Annotated in this window: 11 protein-coding genes; 5 read left to right on the top strand and 6 right to left on the bottom strand. The window is 53.6% G+C overall.

Features of this window, described 5'->3' with window-relative positions; genetic code table 11:
* Positions 1-70 precede the first annotated feature (70 nt).
* Positions 71-1,327, bottom strand: coding sequence for a glutamate-5-semialdehyde dehydrogenase (locus PLIM_RS12880; RefSeq protein WP_013110756.1), 1,257 nt, complete (start codon positions 1,325-1,327; stop codon positions 71-73).
* A 389-nt stretch (positions 1,328-1,716) separates the two neighbouring features.
* Here PLIM_RS12880 and PLIM_RS12870 point away from each other — a divergent pair, with 389 nt between their 5' ends.
* Positions 1,717-3,489 carry a proline--tRNA ligase gene (locus PLIM_RS12870; protein WP_013110755.1) on the top strand — a complete coding sequence of 591 codons (1,773 nt, stop codon included), beginning with the start codon at positions 1,717-1,719 and terminating at the stop codon, positions 3,487-3,489.
* A 173-nt stretch (positions 3,490-3,662) separates the two neighbouring features.
* Here the strand turns inward: PLIM_RS12870 and PLIM_RS12865 are convergent, their stop codons facing one another.
* Positions 3,663-4,118, bottom strand: coding sequence for a hypothetical protein (locus PLIM_RS12865; protein WP_041401712.1), 456 nt, complete (start codon positions 4,116-4,118; stop codon positions 3,663-3,665).
* 190 nt (positions 4,119-4,308) lie between these two features.
* Here PLIM_RS12865 and PLIM_RS22925 point away from each other — a divergent pair, with 190 nt between their 5' ends.
* Together PLIM_RS22925 and PLIM_RS12855 are read left to right on the top strand one after the other, a co-directional pair.
* Positions 4,309-4,953 (top strand): DUF4304 domain-containing protein, encoded by a 645-nt coding sequence (locus PLIM_RS22925; RefSeq protein ID WP_013110753.1) that lies wholly within the window; start codon positions 4,309-4,311, stop codon positions 4,951-4,953.
* A 249-nt stretch (positions 4,954-5,202) separates the two neighbouring features.
* The gene (locus tag PLIM_RS12855) at positions 5,203-6,735 is read left to right on the top strand and encodes an RtcB family protein (protein WP_230849302.1); all 1,533 of its coding nucleotides are present in this window, start codon (positions 5,203-5,205) and stop codon (positions 6,733-6,735) included.
* 199 nt (positions 6,736-6,934) lie between these two features.
* Here PLIM_RS12855 and PLIM_RS12850 read toward each other — a convergent pair whose 3' ends face one another.
* Positions 6,935-8,254 (bottom strand): DUF1552 domain-containing protein, encoded by a 1,320-nt coding sequence (locus PLIM_RS12850; protein ID WP_013110751.1) that lies wholly within the window; start codon positions 8,252-8,254, stop codon positions 6,935-6,937.
* Between the two features lie 444 nt (positions 8,255-8,698).
* Between PLIM_RS12850 and PLIM_RS12840 the strand changes: the two genes are divergently transcribed.
* The gene (locus PLIM_RS12840; RefSeq protein WP_013110750.1) at positions 8,699-11,464 is read left to right on the top strand and encodes a DUF2339 domain-containing protein; all 2,766 of its coding nucleotides are present in this window, start codon (positions 8,699-8,701) and stop codon (positions 11,462-11,464) included.
* Between the two features lie 12 nt (positions 11,465-11,476).
* On the opposite strand, the gene PLIM_RS22920 is transcribed toward PLIM_RS12840, so the two are convergent.
* The 3 genes from PLIM_RS22920 to PLIM_RS12825 are packed head-to-tail and all read right to left on the bottom strand — an operon-like array spanning position 11,477 to position 13,662.
* Positions 11,477-12,973: a serine/threonine-protein kinase gene (locus tag PLIM_RS22920; protein WP_052301573.1), complete on the bottom strand. Its 1,497-nt coding sequence runs from the start codon at positions 12,971-12,973 to the stop codon at positions 11,477-11,479.
* 54 nt (positions 12,974-13,027) lie between these two features.
* The gene (locus PLIM_RS12830; RefSeq protein ID WP_013110748.1) at positions 13,028-13,411 is read right to left on the bottom strand and encodes a type II toxin-antitoxin system RelE/ParE family toxin; all 384 of its coding nucleotides are present in this window, start codon (positions 13,409-13,411) and stop codon (positions 13,028-13,030) included.
* Entirely contained in the window at positions 13,408-13,662 is a 255-nt protein-coding gene (locus PLIM_RS12825) for a ribbon-helix-helix domain-containing protein (RefSeq protein WP_013110747.1), read from the bottom strand. Before PLIM_RS12825 ends, PLIM_RS12830 begins: the two co-directional genes overlap by 4 nt.
* A gap of 270 nt (positions 13,663-13,932) precedes the next feature.
* Between PLIM_RS12825 and PLIM_RS12820 the strand changes: the two genes are divergently transcribed.
* Positions 13,933-15,069, top strand: coding sequence for a Gfo/Idh/MocA family protein (locus PLIM_RS12820; RefSeq protein WP_041403615.1), 1,137 nt, complete (start codon positions 13,933-13,935; stop codon positions 15,067-15,069).
* The last annotated feature ends 45 nt before the right edge of the window (positions 15,070-15,114 follow it).

Here is a 15,114-nt window from a genome sequence, read left to right as displayed (position 1 = left end):
GCTCAGATCACTGCCAATACGCTGCTCGTCTCTCATCCCTGCTGACAACTGGTAAGGCATTCTCTCTGGTTTAGCCACGGATTTGCCCAGCCCCACGAACAACATACTTGTAACTCGTCAATTCAGTCAGTCCACAAGGGCCACGGGCATGAAACTTATCAGTGCTGATGCCAATTTCTGCTCCCAGGCCCAGTTCTCCCCCATCATTGAACCGCGTACTGGCATTGACCATGACAGCCGCAGAATCGACCTCCTGCACAAACTGCTGAGCAGCAGAGTAATCATCGGTAATAATGCAGTCGGTATGGTGTGAACCATATGTCTCAATGTGTCCTATCGCCTGCTCGAGAGCATCGACGACTTTGCAGGAGATGATCATGTCCAGATACTCTGTGCGGTAATCGTTTTCCTCGGCTGCTTGAGCTTCTGGTAATAAAGAGCAAGTTTTCGAGCAGCCACGCACCTGGAGCCCGCGCCGGGACATGATTTCGCCCAGTCGGGGCAGAAACTTTTCGGCAATCGCTGCATGCACCAGCACACATTCAGCCGCATTGCAGACCCCGGTTCGCTGGCATTTGCTGTTTTCCAGAATCCGGCTGGCCATATCCAGATCAGCACTCGCGTCGATATAGACATGGCAAACGCCGTCGTAATGTTTAATGACCGGCATCGTCGCTTCTGACATCACCCGCTCAATCAGCGACTTCCCACCACGCGGGATCACCACATCAATCAAAGTGTTCAGTCGCAGCAGTTCTCCGACCACTTCCCGGGCTGGTGTATTGACAATCTGGACAAGGGCAGGGGGTAAACCCGCTTCAGCCACAGCCCCCTGCACAATTTCACCCAGGCACATGTTCGAGTGCATGGCCTCTTTGCCACCCCGTAAAATCACCGCATTCCCGCTCTTGAGGCATAAGGCGGCAGCGTCTGTGGTCACATTCGGACGGGATTCGTAAATGAACAGTACGACACCCAGTGGAACTCGAATTCGCTGCACCTGCAGCCCGTTTGGCCGAATCGAACCATCAATGACAGCTCCCACAGGATCAGGGAGTGCGGCTACTTCTTCGACGGCCCGCGCCATCGCCTCAATGCGGTCTGTCGAAAGTCGCAGTCGATCAATCGCCGCCGAGTTCAGTCCAAAGCCGGGGGCTGCTTCGATATCTTTCGCATTCGCAGCGAGAATCGCCGCCGACTGGCTGCGCAAGGCTCTGGCAATGGCCAGCACACCTTGAGTCTTGCGGGCCGGGGAAACATTCCGCAATGCCACGGAAGCATTTCGTGCCGCTTGACCAATATCTTGTGAGTACGCTTGCCAGGACATCGCGACAAATTTCCCAAACGAATACCGGAGTTCAACAATCGAGGTGGTCTTGGAATTCCTGCCCAGAACCTGTTCATTGCCTGATGAATCGAGAATTCAGGCCAGACGCGAAATCAGGGTGGCAGGTTCAAGTTCGCTCAAAGTTCAATGGGAATCATCCCGGAAACAGGGGAATCGGTCAATTCCGGCGTTTCTGGTCAATTCCTTAACTCGAAACTCAGAGCGAAGAGTGTCGTGAAAAAACGCAAGCCAAACTCCCGACAGGAGCCAGCGCTGCTGATGCCTGCGAACGAACCTCGCTTTCAAGAGCATCGTCTCTTCTTTACAATCCCTGCTCGCCATTCACGTTAAGCCCGGTTGCTATCTGCCATATTTCAAGGATGTTACTCGTGCGCTGGTCACAGTCTTTCATTCCCACGCTCAAAGAAAATCCTTCTGATGCCGAAATTCCCAGCCACCAGCTCATGCTGCGTGCCGGCTATGTGCGTCAATTGATGGCCGGTGCTTACACCTATTTGCCGCTGGGCTGGCGTTCGATCCGCAAAATTGAAGCCATCATCCGCGAAGAGATGGACGCCACCGGCGCGCTCGAAATGTTGATGCCCGCCCTCCAGCCCATCGATCTCTTCGAACGGACAGGCCGCAAAGAGGCCTTTGGCAACGTCCTTATCAACTTCAACATCCGCCGGCAGAATCATCAGGTCCATCTGGCACTGGGGCCGACTCACGAAGAAGTTGTGACTGATCTCATGTCGCGTCACATCAGCAGCTACCGCCAGTTACCCATGACGGTTTACCAGATTCAAACCAAATTCCGGAACGAAGAACGGCCTCGCTTTGGAGTCTTGCGCACCAGCGAATTCATCATGAAGGATGCGTACAGCTTCCACTCTTCGGTCGAATCGCTGTCGGAGACTTATCAGAAGATTTATCGCGCCTACTGCCGCATCTTCGCCCGCTGCGGTCTGGAATATCTTCCCGTCGAGGCCGAAAGTGGGCCCATTGGTGGCGATGCCTCTCACGAGTTCATGGCCCCCGCTGCCAATGGCGAAGACCAGATCGTCTTCTGCCGCAAGACACGCTACGCCGCCAATCTGGAGCGTGCCGAGACAGGTCGTGTCCGCAGCCAGGTCAAACCAGTTGATACGGCTCTTCCCGCATCGGAAAAACTGCATACTCCCAACGTGGGGAGTATCGATGCCCTGTGCCGCCTGCTGAACTGCCAGCCGACACAACTGATCAAGACCTTGATCTTTCTGGCCGATGGTGAGCCTGTGGCCGTCCTTTTGCGAGGCGATAACGAAGCGAACGAAGGAAAAATTCGCCGCGCTCTGGGCGCCAAAACTCTGGAAATGGCCGATGCCGCGACGGTTTTCAAGGTTTCCAGTGCTCCCATTGGCTTTGCCGGGCCTGTCGGTTTGAAGTGCCGCTTTGTGGCCGACCATGATATCCCTCAGGTCGTTCCCGCTGTCGTCGGTGCGAATGCCGAAGATTATCACCTCGCCAACGTCGTATTGGGGCGAGATTTCGATCTCCCCAGGACGGCTGAAGGTGAGTATGAAACTTTCGACCTGCGCAATGCGGCTGCCGGTGATCCCAGCCCGCGTGGTGAAGGGACTCTCGAACTCGTCCACGGGATCGAAGTGGGCCACGTCTTCAAACTCGGGACGAAATACAGCGTTTCGCTCAATGCCACCTACGACGACGAAGCCGCCACCCGGCAGCCACTCATCATGGGTTGCTACGGCATCGGTGTGAACCGGATTCTCGCTTCGATGGCTGAAACCAAATTTGATGACAATGGCCTCGTCTTACCATTGTCCATTGCTCCGTACTCCGTCGTCATTTCGACGATTGGCGTGAACGATCCCGAGGTCGATGAAGTCGTGAATCAGTTGGAAAAAGAACTGACAGCCGCTGGTGTCGATCTGCTGATCGACGACCGCGATCAAAGGCCGGGCGTCAAGTTCAAAGATGCCGACCTGATCGGCATTCCGCTCCGCGTCGTCATTGGTGGAAAGGGATTAAAGGAAGGCCAGGTCGAACTCAAATGGCGCCACCTTCCAGAAGCCACAAAAATCCCCGTCACCGGCGCCGCCCAAGCGATTCTCGACCAACTCGCCACCCGCCGAAAAGAAGAAGCCGCCCACGTGCCGGAGTAATCGATTTTGTTTGTCAATGCATGAAAAGAATAACCCGGCGTTTCGCAGAACGCCGGGTGTTCTTATTTGGGCGCCAAAGTAACGACGGAGTGAAGGTGTCTCGTTTAACGGTGCTACTTCAGCAGAGTGTGAAGTCTAAATCACAGGTACGGGGTAGAGATGTCGCCCGCCACCTAGTCCTCATCGTGGCACCAAAGCATTCCGATGTTTTGCGAATCCACTGCGATTACTCCAGTCTCGAATGTCGCGCCCGCTACGGAGTTACCACTCCATCCGTAATTGGTGAATGTTCCATTAGTGAAAAAACGCACCTTGTCATCAAACATTGCAAGGAACAAGTCACGAATTGCCATCGCTTCAGCTTCATCCATCTCTCGATAGCTACTGTATGCAAGGTCGAATTCGAGGATTCTGCAAATGATGGTGCCAGCTGTGGCTTCGTTGATTTCATCCCACCTCTCCCCTAATCCTTGAAATTTTATCCATTCTGGTTCGTTATCGTTTATGGATTCAACAAAACGATCGATTTCAGAAAAGAGGGTGCCTTCTAATAGCGTCCGGGGCCGAAATTCGAGTGTGTGACATCTTCCTTGAGCGTCAATTGCGGCCCGGATATGTTCGATGCTCATTCGCATGACTTTCTGATTGGTGAAACATGGCCATACAACATTGAAGTGATTGGATTCTGCCACATACTCAGGTATGTGTACATGAAGTCCTCGAAATGCACCGGCATAGTTTATAATTCGATAGCTCAAATGATTGGCTAATTCGTTATTTGTTTCACAATTATCGTAGCAGGAAAGTTCTTCGACACATATGTCACCTGGCAAGTCCCCGGCGGATGTCCTCTTCGACGAAATAGTAAAACGAGCGGTGACATCCGTCCTGAAGCCTCTCGGTTTCCGCAAGTCCGCGATGAACTTTCATCGTCGGCATGAAAAGGTCATTCAGGTCGTCAATCTTCAGCTCAGCCAAAGCTCGTCACACGACGAGAAGATATTCTATGTCAATGTCGGTGTCGCGTTTGATGAGATTTGCCAGCTGGCCAATCTTGAGATCCTTGAAAAACCGAATGAATACGAATGCGATTTTCGTGGTACACGGGATCGGCTCGAATGCCTCATTGATAACTTGCCGAAACAATGGTCAGTGCAAGCTGATCTCGATGTTGAACTCGTAGAAAGGCAATTGAAAGCAGCAATGGAGCAACTGGCCTTCGAATTTGCATCACTTGATGGCGTCGCGGCCTATCGAACGCATCGGTGGTTCGACCGTTTTCGCCCCAAACAGGAGAACGCGCAAGTTCTCTATATACTCGGCGACATGGACGGCGCGTTTCACGAAGTGAACCATTTATGTGAACTCTTCGCAGACAGGAAGACCATCAATCAGCCAAAGTGGTGGATTGACCAATTGGGTCTCTCGAAACTTTCCCACATCTTGGGCACACGATCTCCTTGAGATTAGCATTCACTGGATTCAACCAGATTGCTGATTTCGGGTGACATGCTGACAAGTGTTAACAACATTGTCGGCTTACACGTTATCTCGAACGAATAGAGTACAGCCCGTTCGTTCACCTCAAGGCAATCAATGGCGTATCACTGATTCAAGCCATTTTGTTCAAATAACACGCTGGGTGAACCTTTTTCTTCCAGTCTTGTCTAGGAGTCGCTTGTTGATGTAATTCCCAATGATGTGGGCGCCATCTTGACCATTGATCCTCGTTTGACACGTCTGGATGCCACGCGTTTGCGTGTGAACAACGCTCGTGGCGTCGATGCGGTGTTGTTTGCCAACGAGCAGGTGCCGGTCGAAGGGGCTGCGGTCACGGAGTTGATCGAGTTTCTCGGTCTGCAGCAGACTGTCGAACGTGTCGCGGAGGCTTCGCCGGGAAGCTTCGATGAACCTCCGGGCATCACGCAGGTGGCCATAACTCCCGACTTCCACAAGGCCAAAGGGATCCCCGTCGGCACGGTGCTGCAGACCAGGGGATTCGTCGTCCCGCAGGCCATCGGGAATGACATCAATTGTGGCATGCGGCTGCATGTCACATCCCTCCGGGCAGAGCAAGTCACCGGCAAACTGGATGAACTGGAGACGGCCTGTCGCCGCATTTACTTCGAAGGGGGCCGCAACATTCCCATGTCGCGTGGACAGCGGGAAGCGTTGTTCAAAAACGGCCTGAGCGGCCTGCTGGAGTCAGTGCCAAAGTCGCAAACTGAGGGACTCTGGGGGCTGTTCCATGATCTCGACATTGGTCGCGAACTCGATCGCGTCGACCAGCGTGGCAGCTTGAAGTCGAACCGGACTCTTGGCTTGAACGATTTCCTCGGGCCGGACGACCGGGTCAGCCGGGATGGGCAGATTGGCAGCATTGGAGGCGGGAACCACTTTGTGGAAATCCAGCGGATCGACAAGATCCACGACAAGGCCGTCGCCCACGCCTGGGGTCTGAAACCGGGGATGGTCACGGTCATGGTCCACACCGGATCGGTCTCCATCGGCCACTTCTGCGGCGGCTACTATCGCGACAAGGTGCGGGCGATCCATCCCGCCGGGCTCAAGCATCCCGACAACGGCATCTTCATCCTGCCGACCGGCGAGGCTCACCGCGAAACAGCCGAACTCTTCTGGGACACGCTCAATAACGCCGCCAACTTCGCCTTCGCCAACCGCATGTTCCTGGCGATCATGGCGCTCGATTGCCTGCGCCAAGTGGTGGGCAAAGCCGATTTCCCGCTCCTCTACGACGCCCCGCACAATCTGGTCTGGAAGGAGGAGCGCGACGGAGCCGAGGTCGTGCTGCACCGCAAAGGGGCTTGTCCGGCGCGAGGGTTCGAGGCGATGGAGGGGACGCCGTTCGCGTATCAGGGGGAACCAGTGCTGGTGCCGGGATCGATGGGGGCGAACAGCTTCATCCTCGTAGGGCAGGGGAATGCCGCCTCGCTGTCCAGTGCCAGCCATGGCGCAGGCCGCACGCTCTCACGCGGCGACGCGATGAAGGGGCATCATGCCGAGTTCGAAGCCTTTCTGAAGGCGTTCCGCATTGTCACACCGGTCGACCTGCGGCGCCCCGAAATCCGCCAGCGCCGCGATATCCTCGAAGCCAAGCTCGCCGACATCAAACAAGAAGCCCCCTTCGCCTTCAAAGGGATTGCTCCCGTCGTGGAAACCCTCACCGCCGCCGGTATCGCCAGGCCCGTGGCAGAAGTGATACCGCTGATGACGGTCAAGGGGTGATGGGCATCGATTGAACCTGAGAGGGGGTAATGCTGTTTGTCTACTCAAGTTCTACTGCTGTGTTGAGACGAAAAAAAGGACTGACTGATCATTGATCAGCCAGTCCTTTTTTAATTCATGCAGCTTGCGAGGTAGTTGAACCAAGACTGGTGCATTTCGAGGACTTCATGCACCCTACCTGAAGAGCGGGCGGCAGACTCTATGCAATGCCCGTCAATGGCCCGTCTTTGCAGTAGTCGGGGTTGCCGAAGCGGTCGAGGTGGTGGCCGAAGGCGTGGGCGATCGAGAGCAGCAGCCGGTTGTGCGGCACGCGGTCGAACTTGAGCGACTGGCCCATCTTGAAGCCGGGGGCGTTGCCGATCATCACAAAGGGAATGTTATCCAGCGTGTGACTGTTCCCCTGGCCCAGTTCGTTTGTCCAGACGACGAGCGTATTATCGAGCAGGCTCCCGCTGCCGTCAGCTTCCGGTGTGTTGGCCAGTTGCTGGCACAGGTAAGCAATCTGCTCGCAGTACCACTTGTTGATCTTCGTCAGCTTTTCCTGAGCTGATTCGTTGCTGTCAGGCTCGTGGGAAAGCTCGTGATGACCTTCTTCCACACCGGCCCATCGCATCTTGGCTCCACCGACTGAGTTGGTGAACTGGAATGTGGCAATGCGATTGAAATCAGCCGCGAAACTATGCACCAGCAGATCGGTCTGCTGCTTTGTGAGTTGTGGCATCTGGTCATTTTCATGACGCAGGCCCGGCTCAAGAACAGGGATGGCATGACCCATCTCCATGTTCTTCGAAGATTCGATTTCCTGCTCCATGGCCCGCACAAACGACGCGTGCTCTTCGATCAACTGACGATCACGCGGGCTGACGTTCGCTTCCAGCCGCTTGAGATCGTCGAGCACATCATCGAGGATGCTCCCCAGATTGGCCTGATCTTTCATGCGGCCGTAAAGTTTATGGAACATCTGGTAAGGATCGTCAATCGGCGCGATGGGTTTATTGCCGGCGGCGTAGACCATGCGAGTCCACGTATCGGCCCGCTCGGGAACCATCACCCCAAATTCGAGTGAGCCAAATCGAGTACGCGTTTCGGGCCGCGATTGCAGGAAGGTTTTGATCTCCTGATCGACCGAAATTCCGCTCGCCCAACCAGCAGGTGTATGCGAGCCACCCTGAATGTTGCCCGGGAAGAGTTCGATCCCTGTCAGGAGACAACCGATGCCGCGCATGTGGTTATCACCGTCGCCACCAATGCGGTCGGAAACACCCTTCAGGAACAGCAGGCGATCTTTGAAAGGAGCCAGCGGAGCGACGCTTTCCGGCAGTTCAAACTCGGCGCCTGTCTCTTTAGGCCAGAATGTTTTTGGAACGATGCCGTTAGGGCTGAAGATCACCACCAGCCGTTGTTTGCGGGTTGTGGAATTGGCCAGAGCGAGGCTGGGCAGATTCAAAGCAAATGGGAGTGCGGCAGCAGAGACACCCAGGTCGCGAAGGAAACGACGGCGGCTGGCAGGGCTGAACATGGCGGGCTCCGATCGGGCAGGCGGGACGGATCAGCAGGCATTGATTCTTTATAGTAATCGATCGACAACTTCTTTTGCCACTCTCTTTTTCCATCGAATTCTGGCAGAAAAATGGGGAGATCTAAGGCATCTGCCACAGGTCGATGTGGACATTTTTATACATGCATCCGACGATAAGTGCGGAATTCGCCTGGTGTCACTTGGCTATGGGGTCGTTGGAGAGGGAAGAGTCAGCAAGAACCGACTCTTCTTTTCGTCTTTTCGAGGTTGTAGCGGACCTCGAGTCATCATGAGCAGCAGTCGTATTCCATACTTTGCATAGTTTGAGGTTGCTCTTCAGAAAATGACCGGGCCGACAGCACTCGCATATCTCGCGAGAGAGATCATTTCGATCAATGCTGAAACGGACGCGCTCATCGGGGATTGGCGAAAAGGAAGCTGGTCATGGAAGTATTCTACGGTCTGATCGGCATTCTGTTTTTGGGCATGATGCTGATTATGCCGTTTGTGATGGTGGGCATGCTGGCCAAGCTGAAGGAGGAAATGCTCACACAGATGAGCCGGTTGCTCACCCGCACAGAACAGCTCCGCGACTTACTCAACGCTCAGGGACGCGAGATCGATCGCATTGCGACGCTCGCTTCCAGGCCTGAAGCAACGATCTCCAGATCCAGCGCTCCCCAGCCAACGGCAGACGTCGATCCACCGGCAGCCTCCGTTCCTGTTGTTCCTAAACAGGTGGTCAGCGAGTCACCACTGGTGGCAGCTCCAACTGCTGATTCACCGCCATCGACCATCCCTGCGGAAGTGACGCCGAACATTCAGAAACCTCTCAGTGTCACCCAGCCAGTCGTTGTTGCTGAATTGGAGGACTTCATCGACGAACCGGAAGTGGCAGCGGCTGTGCCTTGGACGGCGAAAGAGAAAACGCGTGAGGCCACGCGTGAAGCTCGGCTGGAGAGTCTCCATCGAAGTCACAGCCAGGCCCAGGCTACCTCTGCAGCCAAACCAGAAGTGAAGCCTGTTTCTGAAGCGGTTCCTGCAACAACCGAAATGTCGGAATTCGAGACGCAGGCCTATGACGTCCTGAAGAAAATTCGCAACTGGATCTTTATTGGCGAAGATCAGATTCCGAAAGGTGTTTCGCTCGAATATGCCATCGCCAGCCAGTGGTTAATGCGTATTGGCATTCTGGTGTTGATCCTGGGCGTGGGGTTCTTCCTGCAGTATTCGATTGAGAAAGGCCTCATTTCTCCTTTCGCACGGCTGATGATGGCGGTTGTCACAGGTGTGGGGCTGGTTGGTGGCGGGATCTGGTTACTCCCCGGGAAGTTCCGCCTGCTGGGGCATGCCCTCATGGGAGGCGGTGTCACCACGCTCTATTTCTGTATCTATGCCGCCATGTTCCTGCTCAAACTTATCGACGAGCCCACGGGTTTCGGATTGATGATCGCGATGACCATCACGAGTGGCGTTCTGGCAGTCGGGTTCCGCTCTCAGTTAATTGCCGTGATTGGAACGCTGGGTGGCTACGCGACACCATTTCTAATTAGTGGAAATGGAAATGTGATTTCGCTCTATATTTACCTGCTGATATTAGGAGCAGGCATCTTTCTGATGTCGCTCCGAGTCTACTGGCCGCTGATCCATACGATCAATATCCTGGGAACATATGGCATTGTGATTCTCTCATTGCCAGTCGATCAGCCGGAAAAGATCGTACAGGCCGCATGGCTGCTGGCAGGCATGTTCTCGCTTTTCTCCTGTATGACATTCATGTATCAGATTGTCTGGAAAAAGCGTTCCAATGCCCTGGATATCCTGCTGCTGCTCATCAATGTGGCTGTCTTCTTTACTCAGGTCTACCAACTGATTGAACCTGTTTATGGCCAGAGGATGATGGCGGTCATATCCATAGGTTTGTCTGTCTTTTACACACTGCATGCCTTTGCTCTCTTGCAGCGTCAACTGGTGGATCGTCCTCTGTCGATTGCGTTTACCGCTCTATCGTTAATTTTTCTAGTCATTGCTATTCCGCTGGCCGTTTCCGAGAAGTGGATTACTGTTGTCTGGGCAGCCGTTGCGATCACTCTGGCCTGGATGGGGAAGAAAATTGGCAGTGAACTCCTGCGATTGTCGGGTTCGCTGGTCTGCCTGCTGGTGATGATCCGGCTGGTCGGCTTTGATTTTCCACTTGGATTTTCATCGAACCTGGCGTCAACAATGCCGGTGAAACTCGTGATTCTCCAGTTCCTGGAACGTCTGGTTCAGTTCGGGATTCCTGTCGCGGGTCTCTGGATTGTGGGTTACTTCCAGCGGCAACCGCTGGATTCAGTCGGTATCGAAAGTGAATTCCGGCAGCTTCGTCAGGCGAACGACCTGGCTCCACTATCGTTTGCACAGCAGTTGGCAGGTGTTCTGAATGTAGCCAGCTATGTCTTGCTGTTTATTTATCTCAATGCCGAATGTGTTAGAACATTGGGCTACTTTGATGAGCGTCTGAGATATCTGGCCATCACAGCAATCTGGGCGGGCTATACCCTGGGCCTGTTGCTGGCCTCGAATCGTCGGCAATCGCCCATTCAGCTCGCCTTAAGCCTCATGATGATGATTGCCCTGTTAGGAAAACTGGTCTTTGTTGATCTGAATCCGATGAGCGAGATTGGAATTCAATACACCTTGCCGTACGCATGGCTGGACTCAGAGATCGAAGTTTCAAACATTCAAATCTGGGTTAATGCGGTTTATCGCCTGATCAACGTCGCAATGGTGTTATTAACACTGGTGGCGAGTGCTGTGATTGCAGGGAAGCGAGGCGAAGATCGTCTGATGCTGCAGCGGTTGTACTCGATCACCGCACTGCTGTTACTGTTTGGCTGGTTGACAGCAGAAATCTACGAACTGTGCCGCGTGTTCAGCCCGGGTTTGCGAGATGGCGCGGTCTCGATGCTCTGGTCGGTCTTTGCTCTGGGAATGTTGCTATATGGTATTACGCGTCATGCGAAAGAGTGGCGTTATGTGGCTCTCGGACTCTTTGGGGTCGTGGCCATCAAGGTCTTTATGATCGACCTGGCCGAGCTGGATTCGTTCTATCGAATTGTGGCCTTTATCGTCCTGGGAATCGTAATTCTCGGTGGATCGGCGCTTTATCTGAAGAATCGAGAGAGTTTTGAAACGGGAGTTGATGAGAATAGTCAGGATTTACAATGATCGACTGGTTATTTACATTTTGCGTTTGAGTAAAGACTCTCGATTCAAATAGAGCGTGACTGCCGCAATAACCGCGAGCCAGAGGATTAATCGAGTCCAGAAGCCTGATGAGGGTTGTTCGGGTTCATTTTTGATGGCATTGGCGAACTCACTGGCCTGATAGCGGACATCCTGTTCGGGATCGGCTTTTTGAAGTCGCAGGGCGATCTCAGCAAAGCGTGAGGATTGTGGCCAGGGTTTTCCCAAAAGCTTCAGACCCGCTTTACGGGCTTCTGGTTCCGGGCGGTCAAGGAGTTGACCAGCGGCTGTCGCTGTTTTCTGGCCGAGTTGATCGAACGAAAGCAGAGTGGCGACAGCTTGTTGTCGTTCACCAGAGTCTGTTCCAGTAAGCTTTTCGCGCCATGCGGCCTCGATTTTTTCCAGGCGAAAACTCGCCGTGCGGTAGGCAAAACAGGCTTCAATCAACAGTATTGAGAGGATGACGACGCCGATGATTAGCGATTGTTGTGTTCTTAAGGTTCCTGCAGGTGCTGTAGCAATCTCTTCGTCTGAATCCATGCGGACGGTCGATTGAATCGCGGGCCCATGAGTCACTGCTGGTAGACTTCCAAGAGCCGCCTTCAGGAAAAAGTTGTCCGACGAAGGTGTCACAGCCTGGTGATCAACATCAGCGGCAGTCCCGCGTGAAGGGAGCGCAATGGCTTCCAGACGCTTGGCGACTATGGCAGCCGAGGCGGGGCGCGCCTCGGGATTTTTTGCCAATAGATCGACAATCAGCGCATCGAGTGCAGCGGGGCAATCGAGCATGCGTGTGGCCACATGCGGGATCGGTGCGTCGACATGTTTCTGCAAAGTTTCCGCCGGGTGATTTCCCATATACGGGGGATTGCCCGTCAGCAATTCGAACAGAACACAGCCGAGGGCATAGAGATCGGTGCGGGCAGAAACGGGAGGCTTGCCACGAATCTGCTCCGGGGCCATATAGTAAAAAGTACCGACCGTTTTGCCCGCTTTCGTGATCTTCTGCCCCGAGGTGATCGTTGCCAGGCCAAAATCGGCCAGCTTCAGTTGACCGTTTTTCCCAATGAGGAAGTTTCCTGGTTTGACGTCGCGGTGGATGACGCCTTGCTCATGAGCATAGCCCAGCCCGGCACACATCTGCATGCCCATTTCGATCACTTTGTCCCATGAATATCGCCCTTTCTTGCGAAGTTCATCAGCCAGTGTGCCGCCTTCGACAAGTTCCATCGCGTAGAAACGCTGCTTCGTTTTGCAGACACCACCAAAGCAGTGCACCACGTTCGGGTGGCGTAACTGTTTGAGAACCTCCATTTCCCGCTCGAATCGGGCAAGAATGGTCGCATTCTGAGCGACATCATCCGGCAACAGTTTCAGTGCGACTTCGCGATCATTACCGACATATCTCGCCCGGTAAACGACACCCATGCCCCCTTCGCCGAGTTTTTCAGTAAGTTCAAAGGGCCAGATCCATCGCGATTCGGTGGTCATGAGGAGAGCTTTCATCCCACGTGGAATACATGATGCGAATTCAGTGCGGGAGAATTATATCTGGTCTGCGGAAGGCTCGCGAAATCGATGATGAAGGAGGTCAATTTCATTCTTTAACCCAGGCACAAGTTCGCTGAGCCTGGCCGGGATATCACGAGCTGTGTGTATGACTGTCAGGACTACCACCGATTGTTGGTAAGTATCACAAACAATCAGATGCTTATTGACTCGGTAAAATCGTAAAAATTCGTGCAGATCATTTATCTGCTCAAGCAGGTCTGAGTTTTCTCGCAGCTGATCCAGACCTTGCTGAAGTTCATCCAGATACTTCTCGGCAACATGTTCTCCCCATCGAAGTACGGATTCATCATAGATGTTCTGAAGATCGAGCAGCGCTTGCCGCGTCAATTGGATGAATTGACGTTGCCGAGACGTCATGAGGGATTTCTCTTCATGAGAGCCCTTAAATCACCCTCATAAGGTACGACATGACCATCGATCGCGTCGTTGTAGCCCGCAACAATCGATTCGCGAACCTGTGCTGCTTCATCCTGCAGTTTACGCTGCCACAACAGGTGTTCGACAAACTCACTCGGATTCGTGAAATTCGTACCATCGCCACTGTTAGCATCAACAAAAGCTTGTAATTCGTCCGTTAGTCGGAGAGTCAGAGGATGAACTTTTGCCATACAGTTTTCCTTCATTCACTCCATAATACTACAAAAACTCCGATTGCCGGGTAATCCCAATCACCGCAGAACAATCGAATCGTTTTGATTCTCAACCTCTTGTGAATTTGCGAGTCACCTGCGGTTTGAATCAAAAACGTCTTCAAATTCTCAGGAAAGATGGCCGGGGCGCAGCGAACGCATCAAACCTTGGTTATTATCGCCTGCTGAACGAGGTTTGGCCAGATGGTGGTCGCCCGCATTCCATTCATTTCTCCAATGAACGTCATCATGAAGAATCTGAATATTGGCATGATTGGCTACGGCTTTATGGGCCGGACTCACTCCAACGCGTACTCACAGGTCAATCACTTTTTTCCATTGAAATACAAGCCGGTGCTGAAGGCGGTTTGTGCCCGCGATGCGGAAAAGGTGCGGTCATTCGCTGATCAGTGGGGTTACGAGTCAGTCGAAACCGACTGGCGAAAGGTTGTTGAGCGGAAAGATATCGACGCGATCGATATCTGTACTCCCAATAACCTGCACAAGGAAATTGCGCTGGCGGCGGCAGCCAATGGCAAAATGGTGCTGTGTGAAAAACCACTCTCGATGAACACTGCCGAAGGTGAAGAGATGGTGGCCGCCATTGAACGTGCCGGCGTTCCTAACACCGTCTGGTACAACTACCGCCGGGCACCCGCCGTGACGTTGGCCAAACAACTGATTGACTCTGGCAAGCTGGGCCGCATTTTCCATTACCGGGCGAACTTCCTGCAGGATTGGACGATTTCCGCAGATCTGCCACAGGGCGGAGCTGCTCTCTGGAGACTCGATGCCGCCGCCGCTGGTTCGGGTGTGACTGGCGACCTGCTGGCCCACTGTATTGATACAGCACTCTGGCTGAATGGATCGATCACCGATGTCAGTGCGATGACTGAGACATTCATCAAGGAACGTAAGCACACACTCACCGGGCAGATCGAGAAAGTCAGCATCGACGATGCTTGTACGTTCTTCTGTCACTTCAAGAATGGATCGTTAGGGTTATTTGAATCGACCCGGTACGCCCGCGGCCATAAGGCTCTCTATACACTGGAAGTGAATGGCGAGCACGCCTCCCTCAAGTGGGATCTGCATGATCTCCACCGTTTGCAGTGGTTCGATCATGGCGACGAAGGGATTGTCCGTGGGTGGCGTTCGGTGCACGTTTCCGACGGCGATCAGCCTTACATGAAGAACTGGTGGGTTCCTGGTCTGCAGATTGGCTACGAACACACATTTATTCATCAGGTGGCCGATTTCTTGAAGGCTCTTGAAGAAGGTAAGCCTTGCTCGCCAACATTCCGCGAAGCTTTGGAAACACAGAAGGTTTGCGACGCGGTGATCTCCAGTGCTAAAGAGCGAACCTGGAAGACGATTGCGTCGTAACTGTAGTTTGCACAAGAGGTTATGATTCGCGAATCTGCCAAGGCA

The organism is Planctopirus limnophila DSM 3776, from assembly GCF_000092105.1.
Taxonomy (GTDB): Bacteria; Planctomycetota; Planctomycetia; order Planctomycetales; family Planctomycetaceae; genus Planctopirus; species Planctopirus limnophila.
This window is presented reverse-complemented; position numbering and strand designations above follow the sequence as displayed.